Here is a 23,332-nt window from a genome sequence, read left to right as displayed (position 1 = left end):
TCCCCGCGGTTAGCCCCGTACGGCCGCCAATGCGTCGCGGACGGCGTCGACGGCGACTCTGACGTCGGCGTCGTCCGTGCTCCAGTTGCTCACCGAGATCCGCAGGATATCGCGGTCCTGCCAGTGTGAACCGGACATCCAGACCCGGCCGTCGCCGATGATCCGCTCCGTCACGGCGCGCGTCACGGCGTCGTCCCCGAACGCCAGGGACACCTGGGTGTAATCGACGTCGTTGAGCACCTCGACGCCGTCCAGCGCCGCGAGCTGTTCGGCCAACTGCGCGGCCCGCTGCACGAGCGTGCGGACCTGGCTGGCGACGCCGTCGCGGCCCAGGGATTTCAGCGCCGCCCACACCGGGACGCCGCGCGCGCGGCGGGAGAGTTCAGGCACGGACTCGAACGGGTCCCCGGCACCGTCCGCGGCCTGGATCAGGTAGCTGGTGCGCAGACCCATCGCCGACCGCAAGGCCTGGGCGTCGCGCACGATCGCGATCCCGCAGTCGTAGGGGACATTGAGGGTCTTGTGCGCATCCGTCCCCCACGAATCGGCCAGGCCGATTCCCGCAGTCAGGGCGGACAGCTCGGGCACGGCGGCCGCCCAGAGTCCGAACGCCCCGTCCACGTGCACCCAGGCGCCATGCGCCTTCGCGACGGCGATGGCCTCGGCGAAGGGGTCGAAGGCGCCCGAATGCAGGTTGCCGGCCTGCAGGCACACCAGGGCAGGGACCGGGCGGCCGTCCTCCCCCGCGCCGAGCGCAAGGTCCAGGGCGCAATCCAGCTCGGCCGGGATGATGCGCCCCTGACGGTCGGAGGGCACCACAATGGGACGCCCGAGGCCCAGGTAGCGCAGGCCGAGGTCGATGGTGTCGTGACGTTCCTGCCCCACGAAGCAGCGGATCCGGGGCGCACCGGCGAGACCGTCGCCGTCGAGATCCCAGCCGGCATCGGCCATGAGCCGCCAGCGGGCGGCGGCGAGTGAAGTGAAGTTGGCCATGGTGGCGCCGGTGGCAAAGCCGACGCCGGACTCTTCGGGTAGATCCAGCAGCTCAAGAATCCATTTGCCGGCGGCTTCCTCGATCGCGGCGGTGGCGGGCGTGGCGAAGCGCAGCCCCGCATTCTGGTCCCAGGCGCTGAGCAGCCAGTCGGCCGCCAGGGCAGCCGGCAGTGTGCCGCCGATGACCCAGCCGAAGAACCGTCCGGACGGCATGGCCATCAGCCCGGGTTCGGCCTTGGCCGCGAGATAGTCCACGACTTCCGCGGCCGGCATGCCCTCTTTGGGCAGCGGTCCGCCGAAGTCGGCCGCGAGCTCGGCCGCCGTTACCTGTGGCCCGATGTGGCGTGTTCCCTGGCTCTCGAGCCACCGGCGTGCGTGCCCGGCCGCGGCCTCCAGGGCATCCCGATAGCGTTCCTCACCTGCTGACATAGCTGCATGCTACGCCCGGGGCCAGCGGACCGGGAGTCCCTTTACCAGCCTGCCCGAGCCGCCGGAACTGCCGGCCTAAGCGAAGTTATCTTGCCAAACGTCGGAGCCGAGCTTGATGATCAGCGCACCCACGACCACCAGGAACACGATCCGGATGAACCTGCTCCCCTGCCGGACCGCAGTCCGGGCACCGAGGTAGCCGCCGGCCATGTTCGCCAGGCCCAGCAGCAGCCCCAGCCCCCACAGCACGGCACCGTGCGGAATGAAGAACAGCAGGGCTCCGGCGTTGGTGGCCATGTTCACGATCTTGGCCTTGGCGCTGGCTTCCAGGAAGGCGTAGCCCATGGCCGAGACGAGGGCGATGATCAGGAACGAGCCCGTGCCGGGGCCAATCATGCCGTCATAGAAGCCGATCACGCCGCCGATCACGCAGGCCACCACGTAGTGCCGGTGCCCCTCGTGGCGCAGCTTGGTCAGCTCACCGACGCCGGGCTGGAAGGCGGTGAAAAGGGCGACGGCGATCAGCGCCACCACGATGATCGGCTTGAACACGCTTGCGGGCAGGTTGGCGGCCAGCGCCGCCCCGCCGAAACTGCCCGCCATCGCGATCCCCGCCATGGGCAGTGCGGTGCGCAGATCGGGCCGGACACGGCCGTAATACGTGACCGCACTCGTGGTGGTGCCGAAGATGGAGCCCATCTTGTTGGTCGCCAGCGCCTGGACCGGGCTGATGCCCGGCACCAGGAGCATCGCCGGGAGCTGGATGAGCCCGCCGCCACCGACGACGGCGTCGACCCAGCCCGCCGCCAGGCCCGCCACGACGATCAGGATGACAGTTCCGAGCTGGATCGACTCGAGTCCGGAGACCACTACTTAGTACGGCTTAGGACGGCGCAGCATCAGCTGTTGCGCACGGCGTTGACCACGTAGTCAACAGCCTTGTCAACGGCTACGTTCTCGGCATCGCCGCTGCGGCGGTCCTTGATCTCCACGACGCCGTCCACGAGTCCGCGCCCGACGGCGAGGATGGTGGGGACGCCGACGAGTTCGGCGTCGCCGAACTTCACGCCGGGGGAAACCTTTGGGCGGTCGTCATAGATGACGTCGAGGCCGGCAGCTTCAAGCTCCAGGGACAGTTTTTCGGCGGCAGCGAAGATTTCCTCACCGCGGCCCACGGCCACAACGTGGACGTCGGCCGGGGCGACGGCGCGCGGCCAGACGAGGCCCTTGTCATCGTGGTTGGACTCGGCCAGGGCTGCCACGGCGCGGGTGACGCCGACGCCGTAGGAACCCATGGTCACCACCACCTGCTTGCCGTTCTGGTCCAGGACCTTCAGATCCAGTGCCGCGGCATACTTCCGGCCCAGCTGGAAGATGTGGCCCATTTCGATGCCGCGGGCGGTTTCGAGCGGACCGGAACCGTCCGGGGCCTCGTCGCCGGCGCGCACGTCGGTGCACTCGATGACGCCGTCCCAGCCGAAGTCGCGTCCGGCGACGAGGCCGAAGACGTGCTTGCCGGCCTCGTTCGCGCCGGTGACCCAGGCGGAGCCGCTGACGACGCGGGGATCCACGAGGTAGAGCATCTTGGCGGCGCCCTCGGTGCCCAGCAGCGGCGCGTCCAGGGACATGCCGGGGCCGAGGTACCCCTTCACGATCAGGGGCTGCTTCTTGAGGTCGTCGTCGTTGGCGGCTTCGAGCGTGATCTCGCCGGCAATCGGCAGGAACGAGCCAATGTTCGCTTCGACGCGCTTGAGGTCGACGCCGCGGTCGCCGGGGAGGCCGATGACGACGAGCTGGCGTTCGCCGGTCGGCAGCGTCACGGCGAGCACGACGTTCTTGAGCGTGTCGGCGGCGGTCCAGGGGCCGCCGTCGGCCTCTGCGCGCGGAACGAGGACGTTGGCGGCGTCGACGAGCGTTTCGATGGTGGGCGTGTCCGGGGTGTCCCGGATTTCGGCGGCCGGGGCGTTGCTGAAGTCGATGTCCGCCGGGACCACCGTGGTGACGGCCTCGACGTTGGCCGCGTAGCCGCCGGCCGAGCGCACGAACGTGTCCTCGCCGATCTCGGTGGGGTGCAGGAATTCCTCGCTCTTGGACCCGCCCATGGCGCCGGCGGTGGCAGCAACCGGAATCACCTCGAGGCCGAGGCGCTCGAAGATCTTCAGGTACGCGCCGCGGTGGGCGGCGTAGCTGGCATCCAGTCCGGCGTCGTCGACGTCGAAGGAGTAGGAATCCTTCATGATGAATTCGCGGCCGCGCAGCAGGCCGGCCCGGGGACGTGCCTCATCGCGGTACTTGTTCTGGATCTGGTAGATGCTCAGCGGCAGGTCCTTGTACGAGGAGTACAGGTCCTTGACCAGCAGGGTGAACATTTCCTCGTGCGTGGGGGCCAGGAGGTAGTCGTTGCCCTTGCGGTCCTTGAGCCGGAAGATGCCCTCGCCGTATTCGGTCCAGCGGTTCGTGGCCTCGTAGGGTTCCTTGGGCAGCAGCGCCGGGAAGTGGACTTCCTGGGCTCCGATGGCGGTCATTTCCTCGCGGATGACCTGCTCCACCTTGCGCAGCACGCTCAGCCCCAGCGGCAGCCAGGTGTAGATGCCCGGCGCGGCCCGCCGGATGTAGCCGGCCCGGACCAGGAGCCGGTGGCTGGCTACCTCGGCGTCGGCGGGATCTTCGCGCAGGGTGCGCAGGAACAGCTTGGAGAGTCGAAGGACCACAGGTGGGATATCCGTTTCTGGGGAAAGTGCGGGCAAAACCGGGAAAAGCATCTAGGTACTAATCTACCGTCCGGAGCGCACCCCTTTGCCGCGGCGGCCCTGCGGCGGACGCGCTGGGGCAGTGCGCAGGACGTGGAAGAGCCACGCCATAACTGTGGAAGCCCCTGGCCGTTTCCGGCTGGTCATCCCGTCATGGCGTGGCTCCCGTGGCCCCAGCACCCCCAGATCTCAGGCTGCGAGCTACTTGGTGTCGCCTCCAGACGTCGCCTTCCCCGAAAAAATGCGCTGGGGAACGCTCGCGCCTGTGCGACACGGCTAGGTAGAACCTATGTGACACGCGGCCGGGAATCAATAGTCTGCAACCGCATAATTCCTTCGTGTCCGTACAAGTCCGTTGCGGGGTGCCCAGCAGATGACGGCCGGCGGCGCCGGCTAGAAGAGCACCGTGGCGAACGTCCCGACCTGGTGGAAGCCCACCCGGTCGTAGGTGGCGCGCGCCTTTGAATTGAAGTCGTTGACGTACAGGCTGGTGACCGGCGCGAGGGTCTGCGCGAGGACGACGACGGCGGCCATGTAGCCCGCGCTCAGTCCCAGTCCGCGGAACTCGGGATTCATCCAAACGCCCTGGACCTGGGTCACTTCCTGCGTGACGGCACCGAGTTCGGCCTTGAAGACAACCTGGCCGTCCGCGTTCACGTGCACAAGGGAATGCCCCTGGCGGACGAGGCTTCTGACGCGGCGGCTGTAATACTCCCTGCCGCCCAGGTAGGGCGAATAGCCCACTTCCTCCTCGAACATGGCCGCGCACGCGGGCAGGATCTTGTCGAAGTCAGCCAGCTGGCCAAAGTCGAGTGCGGGCTCGGGCCGGACAGCGGGCGGGCCCGAGATCGTCAGCAGGGGCTGGTGGTCGCGGACTTCATGGGCCACCTGGCCGAGCTGTTCCAGGGCCACGTAGATGGCCAGGACAGTTTCGGCGGGGCCAAAGATCGAGGCGTAGCGGCGCCCGGAGCGGTGCGCGGCCATGGCAACGAGGCCCGCGAGGTCGGGGGCCAGCTCGATCGGCACCAGATTGGCGCCGGCCCAGCAGGCGCCGAGGAGGATGTCGCCGTCGAACACGCCAAGAATGCTGGCGCCCCCGGCCGTGGGGGACGCCGTGCCGGCGGCCTCCAGGTGCGAGAGGATGAAGACATTGGCGACGGCGTCCCGGTGTGCCAGCGCCAGCAGGGCTCCGGTGTCGGCGCCCCCAAGGACGCGGACAACGACGCCGGGAGCGGCGTCGTCCCTACGAGACGCTAACCACGGGGCTACCCTTGACAGCATCTTCGCCATCGGCGTCCCCCATCTCTTCCGCGATACGCATGGCTTCTTCGATCAGTGTCTCAACAATCTGATCCTCCGGGACAGTCTTGATGACTTCGCCCCTGACAAAGATCTGGCCCTTGCCGTTACCCGAGGCAACGCCGAGATCGGCCTCGCGGGCCTCGCCGGGACCATTCACTACGCATCCCATGACCGCCACGCGCAGCGGGACCTCCATGCCTTCGAGGCCGGCCGTGACCTGCTCGGCGAGCGTGTAGACATCCACCTGGGCGCGGCCGCAGGACGGGCAGGAGACGATTTCCAGCTTGCGGGGGCGCAGGTTGAGCGACTGCAGGATCTGGTTGCCCACCTTGATTTCCTCGACCGGCGGGGCCGAGAGGGAGACGCGGATCGTGTCGCCGATTCCGCGGGAGAGCAGCGCGCCAAACGCCGTCGCGGACTTGATGGTGCCCTGGAATGCCGGTCCGGCCTCGGTGACGCCGAGGTGCAAGGGCCAGTCGCCCTTTTCGGCCAGCATCTCGTAGGCGGCAACCATGATGACCGGGTCATTGTGCTTGACGGAGATCTTGAAGTCGTGGAAACCGTGTTCTTCGAAGAGCGAGGCTTCCCAGACGGCGGATTCCACGAGGGCTTCCGGGGTGGCCTTGCCGTATTTCTTCATGATGCCGGGTTCCAGGGAGCCGGCGTTGACGCCGATCCGGATCGAGGTGCCGTGGTCCTTGGCGGCCCGGGCGATTTCCTTGACCTGGTCATCGAACTTGCGGATGTTGCCCGGGTTCACGCGCACGGCGGCGCAGCCGGCCTCAATCGCGGCGAAGACGTACTTCGGCTGGAAGTGGATGTCCGCGATCACCGGGATCTGGGACTTCTTGGCGATGATCGGCAACGCCTCGGCGTCATCGGCGGACGGGCAGGCGACGCGCACGATGTCGCAGCCGGAAGCCGTGAGCTCCGCGATCTGCTGCAGGGTGGCGTTGATGTCGGTGGTCGGCGTCGTGGTCATGGACTGGACACTGATGGGCGAATCGGAGCCGACGCCCACGGATCCCACCTTGATCTGGCGCGTCTTCCGGCGCGGGGCGAGAACGGGGGGCGGTGCTGACGGCATTCCCAGGCTGACCGAGGTCACATGGACTCCCTTTTAGTTTCGATGAAGCGAAGGTGTGGGCGGGACGGGCTAGGCGTGCTCGGCCAGAAGACCGGTCACCGGTGCCCACACGGTGGTGCGCGTGCCCGAGATGGCACCGGCGGCTGCGAAGGGGTCCTGCCGCAGGAGGTCATTCAAGGCCGTCTCGTCGGACGCCTTGAAGATGAGCAGCGCGCCCGCACCGTCGCCGTAGGGGCCGCTGGCCAGCAGGGCGCCCTCGCGGGCCAGCCCTGCCGTCCATTCGCGGTGCGCCGGGCGGCTGGCATCGCGGACCTCGGAAGATTCGGCGTCGTACACGTACTCCACAGCAAAAACAGTCATATGGATACACTATCGCCCTGTTTGCCCGGTTCCCATCCGGGGGGCTCCGGGGCGCGCGGTCAGCCGAGGAAGAGGACCTTGGTCAGGGCGGCAACGCCGGCTGCCCAGAGCATGGAGGTGAGGGTTCCGATGATGAACCGCTCGGCGGCAACCGGTGTGGCTTTCAACTCGGCAAACCGGCCAAGGCCCTTGATCGCCACGACATAGGCGATGGCGACGGGCTGGCCGGCGAGGATTGCCATGCACACGGCGAACCGCTCCAGGATGCCAATGATGGCGCCGCCGCGCAGGATGCGCACGCTGCTGACGGTGTCGGCGGGCGGGGCCGCGTCCGGCGCTGCGGCCGCCGCGGCGGCTGGCGCGGCGTCCGGGGCGGCATCAGGGGTCGGCTGGATTTCGGGGTCTGTGGTGGAGTCGGCGGAGGGGTCCTCGGCCGCGTCCCCTCCGGGAGTACCCGCCGCGCCGGCCGTGCTGCCGGCGTCGGTCCCGTCATCTAAAGTCCGGTCATCTATGGTTCGGGCGAGACGGAACACCCAGGCGGTGACCGGCCAGCCGGCGAAGCCTGCGGTGAGCAGGGCCAGCGTGATCCAGAGGGCGTTCACTTTTCTCCTTCTACGGTGTCGTGGGCGAGGGCCAGCAACATTTCTGCCGCCGGCCTCGCCGCCCATTCTTCCTGCCAGCCCGAGCGGAGGACTGCGCGGCTCACCGACTGCTCCGTGATTCCGAGTTGCTGCGCCGCAACTTTTTGGGTGCCGTGGGTACCGTGGGTGTCGTGCCGCACCGAGCGCAGCACGTCCACGACTTTCCATTGCGCCGCGGTCCGGTCCTGGACCAGGCGACCAATCAGTCGAAGCACCGCCTCGGCATTGGCGCAGGCCTTGGCCCCCCGGGACCCGTTGGCGCCGTCCGCGGCCGCTGCTGCGCCTACCGCTGCACTTGCCCGACGCCGGCCGCGGCCGGCGACCACGGCGAGCGGCACATGGGCGGCCGCCCCTTTGGCCCGGTCAACGGCGGCCCGGGCCGCCACGAAGGCGGGACCGGAGCCTTCCCGCGGGCTGGCGGGCAGCGGCAGGTCCACCTCCCCCACCCCGATTCCGACGTACCAGCGGCCGCTGCGCAGGGCATGCAGGGCGATCTCCACAACCTCGTCGGCCCGCTCCACGACGCCCTGGACCTCGTCGCCCACCGAACGTTCAAAGCGCCCTGCAGTGGAAAGTGCGCTGACTTCCTTGAGGAGGCCGGGGACGCGGTCGACGTCGCCGGTGCTGCCGCGCTGGTCGATTGTCATGACGTACATGACCCCAGCCTAGGGAGGTGATCCTGAATAATCAATCACTTACAACTGATTATTTAAAATCAGCTGAAATAAGCTTATAAGTGAAAGTCAGCGGCATTTGGCTGGAACGGCCGCGGCGGCTGCCCCTTATCCGAAGAGATTGACCGGCTTGACGATGTCCGCGTAGATCAACAAGGCTCCCATGCCCATCAGCAGCACCGCCACCACATAGGTCACCGGGAGCAGCTTGGCGATATCGAAGGCTCCGGGATCCGGGCGGCCGAACAGCTTGGCGATCTGGCGGCGGGCCCCCTCGTACAGCGCGCCCGCCACGTGGCCGCCGTCGAGCGGCAGCAGCGGGATCAGGTTGAAGACGGCCAGGGCGAAGTTGAGTCCGGCCAGCAAACCTATCAGGGCGGCGAAGCGGGACTGCAGCGGGACCTCCTCCATGGCGGCGACCTCGCCGGCCACGCGGCCCACGCCCACCACGCTGATGGGGCCGTTGGGGTCCCTGGGTTCCTCGCTGAAGGCTGCCTTGGCCACGCCGGCCACGCGGGCCGGCAGGTTCACCACAACCCCGGCAACCTGCGCAATGTTCTCCCCCGCCATCGGCAGCACGGACGACGCCGGCTGCTGCACGAGTACCGTCTGGGCGCCGATGCCCAGGAAGCCGACGTCCTGGTACTGGAGGCTTCCGTCAGCGGCCTTGGCCTGGCGGCCGTCGGGACCGATCACCGGGCGGGCGGAGAGCACGGGCATGACGGTGGTGGAGACCGTGGCGCCGCCGCGCTCCACGGTGATGCTGACCTGTCTGTCCGCCGAGGCCCGGATCCAGCCGGTGAGTTCGTCCCAACCGGTGACGGCCTTGCCGTCGAAGGAGGTGATGGTGTCGTTCGGCAACAGGCCCGCGGCCGCGGCGGGCGTGAGCTTGCAGTCGGCGGAATCCGGGTCCACGGTCTCGCCGGCCTTGACCTGGCACTTGGAGACGTCCGCGATAGTGGTGGTCTGGCTGGCGGTACCGAATCCCATCAGCAGCACCGCGGTCAGCACGACGCCGATCAGCAGGTTCATCGCGGGCCCGCCGAGCATGATGATGATCTTCTTCCAGACCGGCAGCCGGTAGAAGACCCGCTTTTCGTCCCCGGGGCCGATTTCCTCGTGGGCCAGGGAGCGGGCATCGGATGCCAGCGACTGGAACATGCCGGTGCTGGAGGCGCGGACGGTGCCGTCTTCCTTGTTCGGCGGGTACATCCCGATCATGGACACATAGCCGCCCAGCGGGATGGCCTTGAGGCCGTACTCGGTTTCGCCCCGCTTCTTGGACCAGACGGTGGGTCCGAATCCGATCATGTACTTGGTGACGCGGACTTTGAACAGCTTGGCCGGGACCAGGTGCCCGACTTCGTGCAGGGCAATGGACACGGCAATGCCGATCGCCACGAAGATGACACCGAGGATAAAGAGGAGGACGGGGCTCATGTGCGTGATCTGCTGCTTCCTAGACGCTTCTGACGGCTAAACGTTCGTGGGTGCGGGCGCGTGCCCATCTTTCAGCATCCAGCACTGACTCCACCGTCAGCCCGGAGGATCCTGTGTGTTCGCTGAGGACGGCGTCGATGGTGTCCACGATGTCGGTGAACCGGATCTGCCCGGCGTGGAAGGCCATCACCGCCTCCTCGTTCGCGGCATTGAACACGGCCGGGAAGGTGCTGCCCTGCCGGGCGGCAGCCTTCGCGAGGGCGACGGCGGGGAAGGCCGCGGCATCCAGCGGCTCGAACGTCCAGCTGGTGGCCTTGCTCCAGTCGCAGGCGCTGGCGGAACCGGGGACACGGTCCGGCCAGCCGAGACCGAGGGCAATGGGCAGGCGCATGTCCGGCGGCGAGGCCTGGGCGATCGTGGAGCCGTCGACAAACTGGACCATGGAGTGCACCACGGACTGCGGGTGGACCACGACGTCGATCTTCTCCAGCGGGATGTCGAAGAGCAGGTGCGCCTCGATCACCTCCAGGCCCTTGTTGACCAGGCTGGCGGAGTTGGTGGTGACCATGAGGCCCATGTCCCACGTGGGGTGGGCGAGGGCGTCCTGCGGCGAGACGTCATGCAGCTCGGCCCGGGTCTTGCCGCGGAACGGGCCGCCGGAAGCCGTCAGGATCAGCCGGTCCACTTCCGCGGCGGAGCCGGAGCGCAGGCATTGGGCAATGGCCGAATGCTCCGAATCCACAGGCACGATCTGCCCTTCGCGGGCCGCGGCCTTGACCAGGGCGCCGCCGACGATCAGGGACTCCTTGTTCGCCAGGGCCAGCGTGGCACCGGACTTCAGGGCTGCCAGGGTGGGGGCAAGTCCGATTGAGCCGGTGATGCCGTTGATGACGACGTCGGCGCTGATTTCCGCGATCCGGGTGGAGGCATCCGGGCCGGTGATGATCTCGGGACGGTAGCCCGTCACTGAAGCCGCGCGGGCGGCGTCGTCGATCATATCCCGGAGGGCGGAGGCCTCCCCGGAGGCGACTCCGACGGCCCAGGCGCGGGTGTGGACGGCCTGCCGGGCCAGGAGTTCGAGGTTGCCGCCGCCGGCGCTGAGCGCCACGATCTCAAACAGGTGCGGGGCGCCGTCGACGACGTCAATCGCCTGTGTGCCGATGGAACCGGTGGACCCGAGGAGGACGATTTTGCGCGGCTGCATGCTTCAAGTATCCCGCACCGCGTTCCGTGCTCGGGTTGCCCGTTTCCACGCGCGGCGGGTCGCAGCCATGCGTTGACGCAGCAGGCCGGAGGCGTAACGTGGAAAACGTGGAGTGGACCGCGTGGTTCGACGCGCCGGAGTACGAGTTCGCCCGGCAAGTGCTGCAGCGCAGCACCGCCACCCTCTTCTTCGTGGCCTTCCTCTCCTCGCTCAACCAGTTCCCGGCCCTCCTCGGCGAGCGCGGCCTGTTGCCGGTGCCGACGTATCTCGAAGGCTTCAACCGCCTGGGCCGGCCCAGCCTGTTCCGCTGGCGCTACTCGGACCGGCTGCTGCGGACGGTCTGCTGGAGCGGCATGGCCATTGCCGCCACGCTCATCGCCGGGCTGCCCCAGCTCGGGCCGCCCTGGGTTCCGCTCATCGCGTTCCTGACCCTGTGGCTGTTGTACATGTCGATCGTGAACGTGGGGCAGACGTTTTACGGCTTCGGCTGGGAGATGCTGCTGCTGGAGGCCGGGTTCACAGTGGCCTTCCTGGGCTCCGACCAGACTCCCCCGCCCAGGCCGATCCTGATCCTGCTGGTCTGGCTGGTGTTCCGGCTGGAGTTCGGCGCCGGCCTGATCAAGATCCGGGGCGGCCCGGAGTGGCGGGACCTGACAGCCCTGTACTACCACCACGAGACCCAGCCGATGCCGGGGCCGCTGAGCCGGCAGGCGCATCTGCTCCCCAAGGCCTGGCACCGGCTGGAGGTCCTGGGCAACCACTTCGCCCAGCTGGTGGTGCCGTTCTTCCTCTTTGCCCCGCAGCCACTGGCCAGCGCCGCCGCCGGGATCATCATCTTCACCCAGCTGTGGCTGGTGGCGAGCGGAAACTTCGCCTGGCTGAACTGGATGGCTATCATCCTGGCCTTCGCGGCGGTCAGCGATCCCGTGGCGCACGCCGTGCTTCCGGCAATCCCGCTTGAGTGGCACGCCGCGTCCGCGTCCGCGTCCGCAGGCGCAGGCGCCGGGGCCGGCAGCCAGGCGCCGGTCGCGTGGCTGGTGGTGGTCCTGGTTGCCACAGTGCTGCTCGTGGTGCTCAGCTACCGGCCGATCGAGAATCTCTTTTCCCACCATCAGCTGATGAACGCATCTTTCAACCGCTGGCAGCTGGTGAACACCTACGGCGCGTTCGGCACGGTCACGAAGCGGCGGATCGAGATCGTGGTGGAGGGGACCCTCGACGCGGAACCCGGGGATGATGCGGACTGGCGGGAGTATGGGTTCAAGGGCAAACCGGGAGACCTCCGGCGCATCCCGCGCCAGTTCGCCCCATACCACCTGAGGCTTGACTGGCTGATGTGGTTCCTGCCGCTGCGTACCGTGCACGAGGAATGGTTCTACGCGTTCCTGGCCAGGCTGCTGGCGGCGGACCGGCCCACGCTGCGGCTGCTGCGCCATGACCCGTTCGACGGCGAACGGCCCCACTGGGTGCGTGCCAGCAGCTACCTCTACCGTTTCTCCACCCGGGCCGAGTTCCATGCGAGCGGCCAGCGTTGGATCCGGACTCCGTTGTATGTCGTCATCCCGCCCTCGCGCCTGCCGCCGGACGCCTGAGGCCCGTGTTCCGGGCGGCCCAGCGCCGGCCGGTGCGTTCTCGTGCGGCCGTTTGCCACAAATGGCCGGAACGAGGGTCGTCATTCCGGCCATCTGCGGCAATCGGGAACGCCCGCGCCTAGACGGACACCTGCTCCTGCGCCGGCGCGGCCTCCACCGCTGCCTGGCGGCGGCGGAGCCACCACGAGGCAACGAAGATCAGCGCCATGGAGACGTACACCACCAAGGCGAACGGCGAGGAGAACAGGGCCGTGGGGTCGTTCTGCGAGAGCTGCAGCGAGCGCCGCAGCTGCACCTCGAACATCGGTCCCAGGATCATTGCCACCACCATGGGCGCTACAGGATAGCCGTAGCGGCGCATGAAGTAGCCCAGGATGCCCACCACCAGCAGGATGCCGACGTCGCTTGGCGAGAAGTTCACCGAGAAGGCGCCCAGGGCGGCGAAGACCAGGATGCCGGCGTAGAGGTAGGGCCGCGGGATCTGCAGGATCTTCACCCACAGGCCCACCAGCGGCAGGTTCAGGACCAGCAGCATGAGGTTGCCGACATACAGCGACGCGATCAGGGTCCAGACAAGCGCCCCCTGGTTTTCGAACAGGAGCGGGCCGGGCTGGATCTGGTAGCGCTGGAACGCCGTGAGCATCATGGCCGCGGTCGCCGTCGTCGGGATGCCGAGGGTCAGCAACGGCACCAGGACACCGGCGGCCGCGGCGTTGTTGGCCGCTTCCGGCCCGGCGACGCCTTCGATCGCGCCCTTGCCGAACTGGGCCTTGTTGGCGCCCTTGGCCAGCTTCCGCTCGGCGGCGTAGGACAGGAACGTGGAGACGTCCGCGCCGCCTGCCGGGACGGTGCCGATCGGGAACCCGATGAAGGTTCCGCGCAGCCACGGTTTCCAGGACCGCTTCCAGTCCTCCTTGGACAGCCAGGCGTTCTTGCCCTTGCTGACCGGGATGAGCTCCACGGGGCCGTGCCGCAGCTTGGAAGCGACGTAGAGTGCCTCGCCGAGGGCAAAGAGGCCCACGGCCACCAGGACCATGTCGATGCCGTCCACCAGGGTGGGGTTCTCGAACGTGAAGCGCTGCTGGGCCGTGCTGTCATCGATGCCGATCAGGCCGATGAACAGCCCGAGGGCAAGGGAGGCTAGGCCGCGCAGGACGGAGGCGCCCAACAGCGCGCCGACGGTCAGGAAGGCCACCACCATGAGGGCCACGTAGTCCACGGGGCCGAGGCCGACGGCGAAGTCGGCCACGACGGGCGCCAGGAAGGTCAGCAGGACCGTGGCGATGGTCCCGGCAATGAAGGATCCGATCGCCGCCGTCGCCAGGGCCGCCGCTCCCCTGCCGGCCTTGGCCATCTTGTTTCCTTCGAGCGCCGTGACGATCGAGGAGGATTCGCCCGGCGTGTTCAGCAGGATGGAGGTGGTGGAACCTCCGTACATGCCGCCATAGTAGATCCCGGCGAACACGATCAGCGCCGCGGCCGGTTCCAGGGCATAGGTGATGGGCATGAGCAGGGCCACGGTCATGGCGGGGCCAATGCCGGGGAGCACGCCGACGGCGGTGCCGACGAAGACCCCGCCCAGGGCGTAGAGCAGGTAGACAGGCTGCAGCGCGGTGGCGAATCCTTCGAGCAGGAGCATGAAGCTATCCATGGAAGAAGGCCACCCCCTCGAGCAGCGGCCCCGGCGGCAGGGATACGCCCAGCAGCCCGCCGAAGACGTACTGCAGCACCAGCGCCAGGATCACGGACACGGTGATCGCCTTCCAGAGGGGTTTGGCGTCCAGGGACCAGGCGGCACCGCTGAAGAGCACGGCGGCGGCCACCGGCCAGCCTGCCGGCTCGATCAGGAAGATGTGCAGCACCACGAAGCCCACCAGTTTGGCGAGGGCCACCCAGTCGGTCTTGGCGGTCACGTCCAGGTCTTCGCTGTCCTCGGCCTGGCCAACCTTGCCGCGGAGGACCTGCAGGACCACCCCGGCGCCGCACAGCACCAGCATGCCGCACACGATGTAGGGGAAGGCGCGCGGGCCGATGCCGGTCTCCGACGGCGGGATCGGAATGGATCCCGCCGTCGCCAGGCCCGCGACGCCCACGCTGACGAACACGAGGGCGAACAGGATCTCCCCCGTCGGGCGTTTGGCGGGCGTTGTTGCGAGAGAAGACATTCTTACTTGACCAGGCCGATCTGGGTCAGCGTGGTCTTGACCTTGGCGATGTCCTCGGTCAGGAAGGTCGTGAAGCCGTCACCGGCCAGGAAGGCGTCGTCCCAGTTGTTCTTGGACAGGGTGGATTTCCAGGCCGCGGAGGCGTGCAGCTTGGTGACGACGTCGGTCAGCTTCGCGCGCTGGGCGTCGTCGATGGAGCCGGGGGCCACCACGCCGCGCCAGTTGGTCAGCACGACGTCGATCCCCTGGTCCTTGAGCGGCTTGACGCCGGGAAGCGCCGGGGCCTCGGCCTTCCCGGAGACGGCGAGCGCCCGGACCTTGCCGGCCTTGACCTGTTCGGCGTACTCGCCCACGCCGGAGATGCCGGCCTGGACCTTGTTGCCGAGCAGCGCCGCGATGGATTCGCCGCCGCCGGAGTAGCCGATGTAGTTCAGCTTGTCCGCCTCCACGCCCTGGGATTTCAGGATCTGCCCGGCCAGGATGTGGTCCGCGCCGCCGGCCGAGCCGCCGGTGATGGACACGCCCTTGCCGTTGGCCTTGATGTCCGCCACGAGGTCGGCGACGGACTGGTATTTCGACGACGCCGGCACCACGAGGACCAGGGGTTCTTCGGTGAGCCGCGCGATCGGGGTGGTGTCTTCGAGCCGGGTCTTGGCTCCGTTGGTTTCGACTGCGCCCACCATGACGTAGCCCATCACCATAAGGGTGTTGACGTCCTTCTCCGTGGCCAGCTTGGCAAGCCCGTTGGTCCCGCCGCCGCCGCCGATGTTGGTGACCTGTGCGGAGGAGACGAGCTTGTTGGACTGCAGGTCCTGCTGCATGGCGCGTCCGGTCTGGTCCCAGCCGCCGCCCGGGTTGGCGGGGACGATGATGCTGAGCTTCTTGATCGGGTCGGCGCCCCCGGACGCGCCGGCAGCCGCGCCGGTTCCGCTTCCTGCGCAGGCGGACAGGGCCAGGACGACTCCGGCGGCTCCGGCAATGAAGGCGGCGCGGCGGGTGTGGGTGGGCCGCGTGAAAAAGTTCTGCGAAGTCATGGTTTCTCCTTGAGCGAATGTGATGCACATCATCGGAATCACGTCACTGACCCTAGGAGCGCCCAGCGAAGGGCAACAGAATTTGGCCTTAGAGGTAGTAGTGGTCATATTGGTCACGGCCGCGGCCGTCTTTTTGGCGGGCGGCCGGCGCTCCCAATGCGAAACTTGTGACATGTTTCACAGAATTCCCCTACGGTTCCAGCTGGTCGCATTGCAGCTGGGCATCGTGCTGGCTGTCCTCACGGCGGTAGGGGCGGTGACCATCCGGATGCAGGAACAACAGCTCCGGGACGCCTACAAGGGCCGCCTGATCGGCGTGGCCGAAAGTGTTGCCCAGCTGCCGTCCGTCATCAACGCGTTCGGAACGCCCTCGCCGGCCCAGACCATCCAGCCGATCGCGGAAGTCATCCGGCAGGCATCCAATGTCACGTACGTGGTGGTGACAGACCGGCACGGTGTCCGCCAGTCGCACCCCAATCCGGCGGAAATCGGGCGGCCGGTCTCCACCGATCCCTCTGTGCCCCTGTCCGGGGAGATCTATGTTGGCACCCAGACGGGCACGCTCGGTGAATCCTGGCGGGTGAAGGTTCCCATCTTCGATGCGGCCGGCACGGTGATCGGCTCCGCTTCCGTGGGAGTTTTGGAGAGCACCCTGGCCGCCGACCTCCATGAGGACATGCCGCAGCTGTTCGGCTGGCTGCTCGGGGCGGCGCTGCTGAGTTCCCTTGGCGCGATGTACGTCTCGAAACTGGTCTGGCGGCGGATCTACAAGCTTGAGCCCGAGGACATCGCGGCCCTGCTTGAAACGCGCGACGCCATGCTCCACGGCCTGGGCGAAGGGCTCGTGGCGGTGGACGTGGACGGCAGGATCGCGCTGGTCAATGATGAGGCCCGCCGCCTGCTGGCGCTGGCCGGGGACATCACCGGGACGCCCGCCGCGGCGAGCCTGGAACCGGCGGTCCTCCGCTTGCTCTCGGCCGGGTCCGCCACGGAGGAACTGGTGCTCTCGGGCGAGCGGATCCTGCTGGGCAAGGTCAATGCGGCCACCGTCGACGGCCGCGAAGTCGGCAAGGTGCTGATCCTGCGGGACCGCACCGAACTGCACACCGTCCTGCGTGACCGCGACGGCGCCGTGGACGTGACGCAGGCCCTCCGCGCCCAGGCGCACGAATTCGCCAACAAGCTGCACGTCATTTCCGGACTGCTGGAGCTCGGAAAGCAGGACAAGGCCATCGAATACCTGGGCCGCAGCCACAACGACGCCGTTTTCGCGAACCGGCCGCAGGCGGCCGGAATCACCGATCACGGGGTCCAGGCCCTGCTGATCGCCAAGTCCACAGTCTGCGCCGAGCGCGGCATCGAGATCATCGTCAGCCCTGAGTCGCTGTGCTCCGCCGATGACTCGGGCGACGTTATTACGGTTCTGGGCAACCTGATCGACAACGCTGTGGACGCTGCCGGCTACGACAGCACTGTTGCCGTCCGGCTGGGCGAGAGCGCCGACGGCGGGCGGACCATCGTGGTGGAGGACGACGGACCGGGCGTCCCGGTTGCGGAACGCGCTAAAGTGTTCGAGCCCGGCGTGACCAGCAAGGAGGCCGAGGGAATCAACAGCCGCGGATTTGGGCTTGCCCTGGTCCAGCGGGTTGCCCTCCGGCGCGGAGGCCGGGCGGCGGTCTCCTCATCGGCATTGGGCGGAGCCTGCTTCTCGGTAGTGCTCAGGACAAAAGAGGCGGAACTACAAAAGCAATGAGCGCCATACGCACCCTCATCATTGACGATGACGTAGCAGTGGCCGGGATCCATCACGGGTTCCTGCTGGCACGCGGCGGATTCGACGTCGTGGCCATGGCCCACACCGGGCAACAGGGCCTCGATCTGGCCGCGGAGTTGGGGCCGGAGCTGGTGTTGCTGGACATTCACCTGCCGGACATGTCCGGCCTGGACGTCCTGCAGCGGCTGCGCGGGCGCCGGCGGCCGGTGGATGTCCTCGTGATAACTGCGTCCCGGGAGCTCGACACGGTCCGGGGCGCGATGGCCGGCGGGGTGCTGCACTATCTGGTCAAGCCCTTCTCCTCGCAGGCATTGATCGAACGGCTGGACGAGTACGTCATGCTGCGGGAGGAGCTGGCCTCCGGAGCCGCCGGGCCGCTGGACCAGGCAAGCATCGACCGCCTGGTGGCTCCCACCCGCCGGCCCGCGGCGGCGGAAACCCCTGCGGGACAGTCTGCCGAGCCGCTGGCCAGGCTGCCGAAGGGGCTGTCCCGGCCCACGCTGGACGCCGTCATCGAGGCGCTGAGGGCCAGTCCCGAGGACGTCTCGGCGGCCGGCCTGGCGGTCGAGCTCGGACTGTCGCGCGTCAGCGCCCGGCGTTATCTCGAATATCTGGTCATCCACGGCTTCGCAAGGCTCACGCCCCGTTATGGTGCGGCTGGGCGGCCGGAGAACCGGTACCTGTGGAAACGCTGAGCATGTCCAGTCTTCGGTACGGAACGCACTGAGCATGTCTACATCTTGGAGGCAGCACTGAGCATGTCCAGTTCTTGGAGGCAGCACTGAGCATGTCCAGTCTTAGGCGCGGACAGCCCGGGACGCCTGGCACAAATGCGGGCCACGGGCCAGGGGTTGCGCGTCACAGGGCACCCATTCGACGCAGGTGGCCGCTATAGGACCCGCCAATCCGGCCATCCGTGGCGAATCGACGACGTCCAGCCGGGGAGGGCCCTACATCGGCACCCACGAAACCGCCCGGCCACCTAGGGACCATGGGCGCAGGCCCTCGGGGACTGTCGAGGATTCAGAGCCACAGGGCACCCATTCGACGCAGATGGCCACAATAGGACCGCCAATCCGCCCATCCGTGGCGAATCGACGACGTCCAGCCGGGCAGGGCCCTACATCGGCACCCACGAAACCGCCCGGCAACACAGGAAGTGTCGGCACCCACGAAACCGCCCGGCCACCCAGGGACCATGGGCACAGGCCCTCGGGGACGGGTCGAGGATTCAGCGTCACGGGGCAGCCTTTCGACGCAGATGGCCGCAATAGGGCCCGTCAGTCCGGCCATCTGTGGCGAATCGACGAGGTCCAGCCGGGCAGGGCCCTACATCGGCACCCACGAAACCGCCCGGCAACACAGGAGTGTCGGCACCCACGAAACCGCCCAGCCATCCCAGGGACCATGGGCACAGGCCCTCGGGGACGGGCCGAGGATTCAGAGCCACGGGGCACCCATTCGACGCAGATGGCCGCAATAGGACCCGTCAGCCCGGCCATCCGTGGCGAATCGACGACGTCCAGCCGGGCAGGGCCCTACATCGGCACCCACGAAACCGCCCAGCCACACCCATTCGACGCAGATGGCCGCAATAGGACCGCCAATCCGGCCATCTGTGGCGAATCGACGTTTCACACGGCAGAGCCTCACCTGGGCACACGTCGGTGGGCACACGTCGGTGGGCAGCTGGGCGAGGGGCGGGAACTTCCGGCGGCTACCGGCCCGCGCGGCGCAGCGTGGACGCGGCGTGCTTGAGGATGGGTCCGTCGATCATCTTGCCCTTGAACTGGAAGACGCCCGTGCCTGCCGCGGAGGCAGCGGCGAGCAGCTCGGCTGCCGCTGAAACGTCGGCCTCTGTTGGCGCGTAAGCTTCGCGGACCACGGCCACCTGGTCCGGGTGGATGCAGGCTTTGGACGCGAATCCGGACGCCACGGCGTCACGGGATTCGAGGGCCAGCCCGGCCAGGTCCGGGATGTTGACGTAGACGGCGTCGATTGCGTCCTTGCCGAAGGCGCCGGCGGCCAGGAGCACGCTGGAGCGGGCGTGTAGCGCGACGGCCCGGTAGCCGCCGCTTTCCGTCCTGCTGGAGGTTCCGCCGAGCGAGGCCAGCAGGTCCTCCGCACCCCACATCAAGGCCACCACATTGGGTTCGGCGGCGATGGCGGCGGCATTGAGGACACCTGCGGCCGTCTCACAGAGGGCAACCACGCTGTAGCCCTCGAGCTCCTTCAGCTGGGCGGCGCTCTCGGCCTTGGCCAGCATGACGTGCCGGTAGGGCGTGTGCTTGAGGCAGTGCAGGTCCTTCTCGAACTCGTCCGTGCCGGCCGGGTTGACCCGGATGATCGTGCGGCTCGGATCCAGTTCCGGGACGTCGCCGGTGGCGCCGAGTTGGGCGAGGATGGCGCCGCGGGCCCGCTGCTTGTCGGCGGGGGCGACGGCGTCCTCGAGGTCAACGATCACGGTATCGGAGCGCTCGGCGGCTTTCTGGTACCGCTCGGGGCGGTCGGCGGGGCAGAACAGCAGGGCAGGACCCATCAGGAAACTCATGTCTCTATTGTCCCCTTTTGCGCGGCTTCCAGCTCGGCAGCTGCGTGGGCCTCGCGTGTCCACATCAGGCAGCTGCGGGCAGCGAGCGCCACCACGTCCCCGCGCTGGTTCCGCCCCGTGTGCTGCATGGTCACGATGCCCTGGCCCGGGCGGGACGCGGACAGCCGTTTCCCGGTGACCACCGTCTCCGTGTACAGGGTGTCCCCGTGATACAGCGGGCGCGGAAAGGACACGTCCGTCAGGCCCAGCTGGGCGATGATGGTGCCCTGGGTCAGCTGCGGCACGGACTGGCCCACCACGGTGGCCAGGGTGAACATCGAATTCATCAGCCGCTGGCCGAACGGCTGCCCGGCGCTCCAGGCCGCGTCGAGGTGCAGGGCCTGGGTGTTCATGGTCATGGTGGTGAACAGGACGTTATCCGTCTCCGTGACGGTCCGGCCCGGCCGGTGGGCGTAGACCACGCCCTCCTCCAGCTCGTCGAAATAGAGGCCGCGCTGCTCGATCACCCGGGGGGTGCCGGCAACGGGGCTAGGGGCGGATCGGTCTGCGTCACTCATACGGTCAGTTCCTGGTCTTCCTCAAAGAGTTCGGCTCCGGTGGCCGCCACGACGTCCTCCACGGACACGTTCGGCGCCAGTTCGCGCAGCACCAGCCGGGGCGGCCCGGCGTCGGTCACGACGTCGATCACGGCGAGGTCGGTGATGATGCGGTCCACGCAGCCCTTGCCGGTCAGCGGCAGTGTGCAGGTTTCCACGATTTTCGGCCTCCCGTTGCGGTCCACGTGATCCATCATCACGATCACCTTCTTGGCCCCGAACACGAGGTCCATCGCACCGCCCATGCCCTTGACCATTTTGCCCGGGATCATCCAGTTGGCGAGGTCGCCGTTGGCGGCGACCTCCATGGCGCCGAGCACGGCCACATCGACGTGGCCGCCCCGGATCATGCCGAAGGAGGCGGCCGAATCGAAGAACGCCGCGCCCTTGTTGACCGTGACGGTTTCCTTGCCGGCATTGATCAGGTCCGGATCGATCTGGTCCTCGGCCGGGTAGGGTCCGACGCCCAGGATGCCGTTCTCCGAATGCAGCACCACCTCGACGCCGGCCGGAATGTAATTGGGTATCAGCGTCGGCATGCCGATGCCGAGGTTGACGTACTGGCCGTTGTGCAGTTCCTGCGCCACCCGGGCGGCGAGTTCATTGCGGGTCCAGCCCTTGCTCTCAACACCGGCGGGGTGTTCGAGCGCGGAGCGCCGGTATTCGTGGCGCACGGCCTCGGGACGGGGCGGGGCGTCTTGGGCTTTGTTCGTTTCCACGGCTATGCTCCTGCCTGCTCTGGCGCCTGCTTTGGTGCGCCGGAGGCCCCGGTGGTCACCGCAACCGTCCGCTTCTCAATGCGTTTCTCGCCCTGCGGGGCCAGCACCACGCGCTGGACGAAGATCCCAGGGACGTGGACGTGCTCCGGGTCCAGTTCCCCCGGCTGCACAAGTTCCTCGACCTCGGCGATCGTGATCTTCCCGGCCATGGCGCACAGCGGGTTGAAATTCATGGCGGTGGCGTGGAAGACGAGATTGCCGTGGCGGTCACCCTTCCAGGCGTGAACCAGGCCGAAGTCGGGCGTGAGCGATTCTTCCAGCACGTAGTCGGCGCCGTGGAAGCTGCGCACTTCCTTGGCGGCAGAGGCGATCGCTACGTTGCCGTCGGCGTCGTACTTCTGCGGCAGGCCGCCGTCAGACACCTGGGTTCCGACGCCGGCCGGCGTGTAGAAGGCGGGAATGCCGGCCCCGCCGGCGCGCAGCTTTTCGGCCAGCGTACCCTGCGGGGTGAGGACCACCTCCAGCTCGCCGGCGAGGTATTGCCGGGCGAACTCTTTGTTCTCCCCCACGTAGGAGCTGATGGTGCGCCGGATCCGGCCGTCCTTGAGCAGGATCCCGAGGCCCCAGTCGTCCACGCCGCAGTTGTTGCTGACGGTTTCCAGGTCCGTGGCGCCGCGCTCGTGCAGGGCCTCGATCAAGGTCACGGGGATGCCGCACAGCCCGAACCCGCCGACGGCGAGGGAGGCGCCGTCGTGGATGTCCGCGACAGCCTCGGCTGCGCTGGCAACAACTTTGTTGATCATCGGTGATCCTTCCGGCCGGCTACAGTCCCAGTTCGCGGGCGATCAGCATCAGCTGGACCTCCGTGGTGCCCTCGCCGACTTCAAGGATCTTGGAGTCGCGGTAGTGGCGCGCCACGGTGAATTCGTTGATGAAGCCATAGCCGCCGAACACCTGGGTGGCGTCCCGCGCGTTGTCCATGGCTGCCTCGCCTGCGACCATCTTAGCGATGGCCGCCTGCGTCTTGAACGGCTTGCCGGCAAGCATCCGGGCGGCAGCGTCGTAGTAGGCCAGGCGGGCCGTGTGGGCGCGTGCTTCCATCCGGGCGATCTTGAACGCAATGGCCTGGTACTTGCCGATGTTCTGCCCGAACGCGCTGCGTTCCTTGGCGTATTTCACCGACAGGTCCACGCAGCCCTGGGCCGCGCCGACGGCCAGGGCTGCGATCGCGATCCGGCCCTCGTCCAGGATGGAGAGGAAGTTGGCGTAGCCGCGGCCCTGGGTGCCCAGCAGGTTTTCCTCGGGGACGTGGACGTTGTTGAGCGTCAGCGGGTGGGTGTCCGAGGCGTTCCAGCCGACCTTGTTGTAGGCCTTCTCGGCTTTGAAGCCCGGGGTGTTGGTGGGCACCAGGATGGTGGAGATTTCCTTCTTGATGCTGCCGTCCGGGCGTTCGTCCTGGCCGGTCACCGCGGTGACGGTGACGAGCCTGGTGATGTCGGTGCCGGAGTTGGTGATGAACTCCTTGTTGCCGTTGATGACCCACTCTCCGCCGCCGCGTTTGGCGGTGGTCTTCGTTCCGCCGGCGTCCGAGCCGGCTTCCGGCTCGGTCAGGCCGAAGCCGGCGAGCGCCTTGCCGGAGGCCAGCAGCGGCAGCCACTCCTCCTTTTGGGCGGCGTTGCCGAAGCGGTGGATCGGCATGGCACCGAGGGAGACGCCGGCCTCGAGTGTGATGGCGACGGACTGGTCCACCCGGCCAAGCTGTTCCAGGGCCAGGGCGAGGGCGAAGTAGTCGCCGCCCATGCCGCCGAACTCTTCCGGGAACGGCAGGCCGAACAGGCCCATGTCCGCCATCTGGGCGACGATTTCGTAGGGGAAGCTGTGTTCCTCGTCGTGCTTGGCGGAAACCGGGGCCACCACTTCGTCGGCGAATTCGCGGACGGTGTTGCTGAGGTCCTGGTAATCCTCGCTGAGTTCAAAATCTGCCATGGGAGTGACTCCTGTGTCTGAGGTATTTCTGTGGT

General features: G+C 67.8%; 21 protein-coding genes. 3 read left to right on the top strand and 18 right to left on the bottom strand.

The window, feature by feature from the left end; translation table 11 throughout:
- Positions 1-9 precede the first annotated feature (9 nt).
- The 10 genes from MRBLAR12_RS17905 to dxr all read right to left on the bottom strand — a co-directional run bounded on the left by MRBLAR12_RS17905 (position 10) and on the right by dxr (position 10,880).
- On the bottom strand, positions 10-1,422 hold the full coding sequence (locus tag MRBLAR12_RS17905; RefSeq protein WP_364747400.1) for a pyridoxal phosphate-dependent decarboxylase family protein: 1,413 nt from the start codon (positions 1,420-1,422) through the stop codon (positions 10-12).
- Between the two features lie 75 nt (positions 1,423-1,497).
- Positions 1,498-2,292, bottom strand: a complete 795-nt coding sequence (locus MRBLAR12_RS17900) for a sulfite exporter TauE/SafE family protein (protein WP_364747399.1) — start codon at positions 2,290-2,292, stop codon at positions 1,498-1,500.
- Between the two features lie 29 nt (positions 2,293-2,321).
- Positions 2,322-4,133 carry a proline--tRNA ligase gene (locus MRBLAR12_RS17895; RefSeq protein WP_229993409.1) on the bottom strand — a complete coding sequence of 604 codons (1,812 nt, stop codon included), beginning with the start codon at positions 4,131-4,133 and terminating at the stop codon, positions 2,322-2,324.
- A gap of 432 nt (positions 4,134-4,565) precedes the next feature.
- Entirely contained in the window at positions 4,566-5,462 is an 897-nt protein-coding gene (locus MRBLAR12_RS17890) for a GNAT family N-acetyltransferase (protein WP_414645530.1), read from the bottom strand.
- A complete protein-coding gene (gene ispG, locus MRBLAR12_RS17885) occupies positions 5,416-6,582 on the bottom strand; it encodes a flavodoxin-dependent (E)-4-hydroxy-3-methylbut-2-enyl-diphosphate synthase (RefSeq protein WP_028277109.1) in 1,167 nt (388 codons plus the stop codon). The genes MRBLAR12_RS17890 and ispG overlap by 47 nt, the downstream gene beginning before the upstream one ends.
- A 48-nt stretch (positions 6,583-6,630) precedes the next feature.
- Positions 6,631-6,921 (bottom strand): YciI family protein, encoded by a 291-nt coding sequence (locus tag MRBLAR12_RS17880; RefSeq protein ID WP_364747397.1) that lies wholly within the window; start codon positions 6,919-6,921, stop codon positions 6,631-6,633.
- 59 nt (positions 6,922-6,980) lie between these two features.
- Positions 6,981-7,523: a hypothetical protein gene (locus tag MRBLAR12_RS17875; protein ID WP_229993411.1), complete on the bottom strand. Its 543-nt coding sequence runs from the start codon at positions 7,521-7,523 to the stop codon at positions 6,981-6,983.
- Positions 7,520-8,218, bottom strand: a complete 699-nt coding sequence (locus MRBLAR12_RS17870; RefSeq protein WP_364747395.1) for a MarR family transcriptional regulator — start codon at positions 8,216-8,218, stop codon at positions 7,520-7,522. Before MRBLAR12_RS17870 ends, MRBLAR12_RS17875 begins: the two co-directional genes overlap by 4 nt.
- Before the next feature lie 126 nt (positions 8,219-8,344).
- The gene (locus MRBLAR12_RS17865) at positions 8,345-9,676 is read right to left on the bottom strand and encodes a M50 family metallopeptidase (RefSeq protein ID WP_364747393.1); all 1,332 of its coding nucleotides are present in this window, start codon (positions 9,674-9,676) and stop codon (positions 8,345-8,347) included.
- 19 nt (positions 9,677-9,695) lie between these two features.
- Positions 9,696-10,880: a 1-deoxy-D-xylulose-5-phosphate reductoisomerase gene (dxr, locus tag MRBLAR12_RS17860; RefSeq protein WP_364747392.1), complete on the bottom strand. Its 1,185-nt coding sequence runs from the start codon at positions 10,878-10,880 to the stop codon at positions 9,696-9,698.
- Between the two features lie 107 nt (positions 10,881-10,987).
- Here dxr and MRBLAR12_RS17855 point away from each other — a divergent pair, with 107 nt between their 5' ends.
- Positions 10,988-12,472 carry a lipase maturation factor family protein gene (locus MRBLAR12_RS17855; protein WP_364747390.1) on the top strand — a complete coding sequence of 495 codons (1,485 nt, stop codon included), beginning with the start codon at positions 10,988-10,990 and terminating at the stop codon, positions 12,470-12,472.
- Positions 12,473-12,590: 118 nt separating this feature from the next.
- Here MRBLAR12_RS17855 and MRBLAR12_RS17850 read toward each other — a convergent pair whose 3' ends face one another.
- From MRBLAR12_RS17850 to MRBLAR12_RS17840, 3 genes are read right to left on the bottom strand one after another with little or no spacing between them, the layout of a single operon-like run.
- Entirely contained in the window at positions 12,591-14,123 is a 1,533-nt protein-coding gene (locus MRBLAR12_RS17850) for a tripartite tricarboxylate transporter permease (RefSeq protein WP_229993416.1), read from the bottom strand.
- Entirely contained in the window at positions 14,116-14,637 is a 522-nt protein-coding gene (locus MRBLAR12_RS17845) for a tripartite tricarboxylate transporter TctB family protein (RefSeq protein WP_229993417.1), read from the bottom strand. The genes MRBLAR12_RS17850 and MRBLAR12_RS17845 overlap by 8 nt, the downstream gene beginning before the upstream one ends.
- Positions 14,638-14,639: 2 nt before the next feature.
- Entirely contained in the window at positions 14,640-15,671 is a 1,032-nt protein-coding gene (locus tag MRBLAR12_RS17840) for a Bug family tripartite tricarboxylate transporter substrate binding protein (RefSeq protein WP_364747388.1), read from the bottom strand.
- Between the two features lie 172 nt (positions 15,672-15,843).
- On the opposite strand from MRBLAR12_RS17840, the gene MRBLAR12_RS17835 reads away from it, so the two are divergent.
- Positions 15,844-17,424: an ATP-binding protein gene (locus MRBLAR12_RS17835; protein WP_229993419.1), complete on the top strand. Its 1,581-nt coding sequence runs from the start codon at positions 15,844-15,846 to the stop codon at positions 17,422-17,424.
- Positions 17,421-18,140 carry a response regulator gene (locus MRBLAR12_RS17830; protein ID WP_364747386.1) on the top strand — a complete coding sequence of 240 codons (720 nt, stop codon included), beginning with the start codon at positions 17,421-17,423 and terminating at the stop codon, positions 18,138-18,140. Before MRBLAR12_RS17835 ends, MRBLAR12_RS17830 begins: the two co-directional genes overlap by 4 nt.
- 1,022 nt (positions 18,141-19,162) lie before the next feature.
- Here MRBLAR12_RS17830 and MRBLAR12_RS17825 read toward each other — a convergent pair.
- From MRBLAR12_RS17825 to MRBLAR12_RS17805, 5 genes are read right to left on the bottom strand one after another with little or no spacing between them, the layout of a single operon-like run.
- On the bottom strand, positions 19,163-19,996 hold the full coding sequence (locus MRBLAR12_RS17825; protein ID WP_364747384.1) for an HpcH/HpaI aldolase/citrate lyase family protein: 834 nt from the start codon (positions 19,994-19,996) through the stop codon (positions 19,163-19,165).
- Positions 19,993-20,553 carry a MaoC family dehydratase gene (locus MRBLAR12_RS17820; RefSeq protein WP_229993422.1) on the bottom strand — a complete coding sequence of 187 codons (561 nt, stop codon included), beginning with the start codon at positions 20,551-20,553 and terminating at the stop codon, positions 19,993-19,995. Before MRBLAR12_RS17820 ends, MRBLAR12_RS17825 begins: the two co-directional genes overlap by 4 nt.
- Positions 20,550-21,311 (bottom strand): CoA transferase subunit B, encoded by a 762-nt coding sequence (locus MRBLAR12_RS17815; RefSeq protein WP_290369350.1) that lies wholly within the window; start codon positions 21,309-21,311, stop codon positions 20,550-20,552. The genes MRBLAR12_RS17820 and MRBLAR12_RS17815 overlap by 4 nt, the downstream gene beginning before the upstream one ends.
- 2 nt (positions 21,312-21,313) lie before the next feature.
- Positions 21,314-22,114, bottom strand: a complete 801-nt coding sequence (locus MRBLAR12_RS17810; protein WP_229993423.1) for a CoA transferase subunit A — start codon at positions 22,112-22,114, stop codon at positions 21,314-21,316.
- A 19-nt stretch (positions 22,115-22,133) separates the two neighbouring features.
- Complete coding sequence (locus tag MRBLAR12_RS17805) at positions 22,134-23,297, bottom strand: acyl-CoA dehydrogenase family protein (RefSeq protein ID WP_364747381.1); 1,164 nt, start codon at positions 23,295-23,297, stop codon at positions 22,134-22,136.
- Positions 23,298-23,332 lie beyond the last annotated feature (35 nt).

The organism is Arthrobacter sp. LAR12-1-1.1, assembly GCF_040676555.1.
GTDB lineage: Bacteria > Actinomycetota > Actinomycetes > Actinomycetales > Micrococcaceae > Arthrobacter.
The sequence above is the reverse complement of the archived record's forward strand: the minus strand, read 5'-3'. Positions and strand labels throughout refer to the sequence as shown.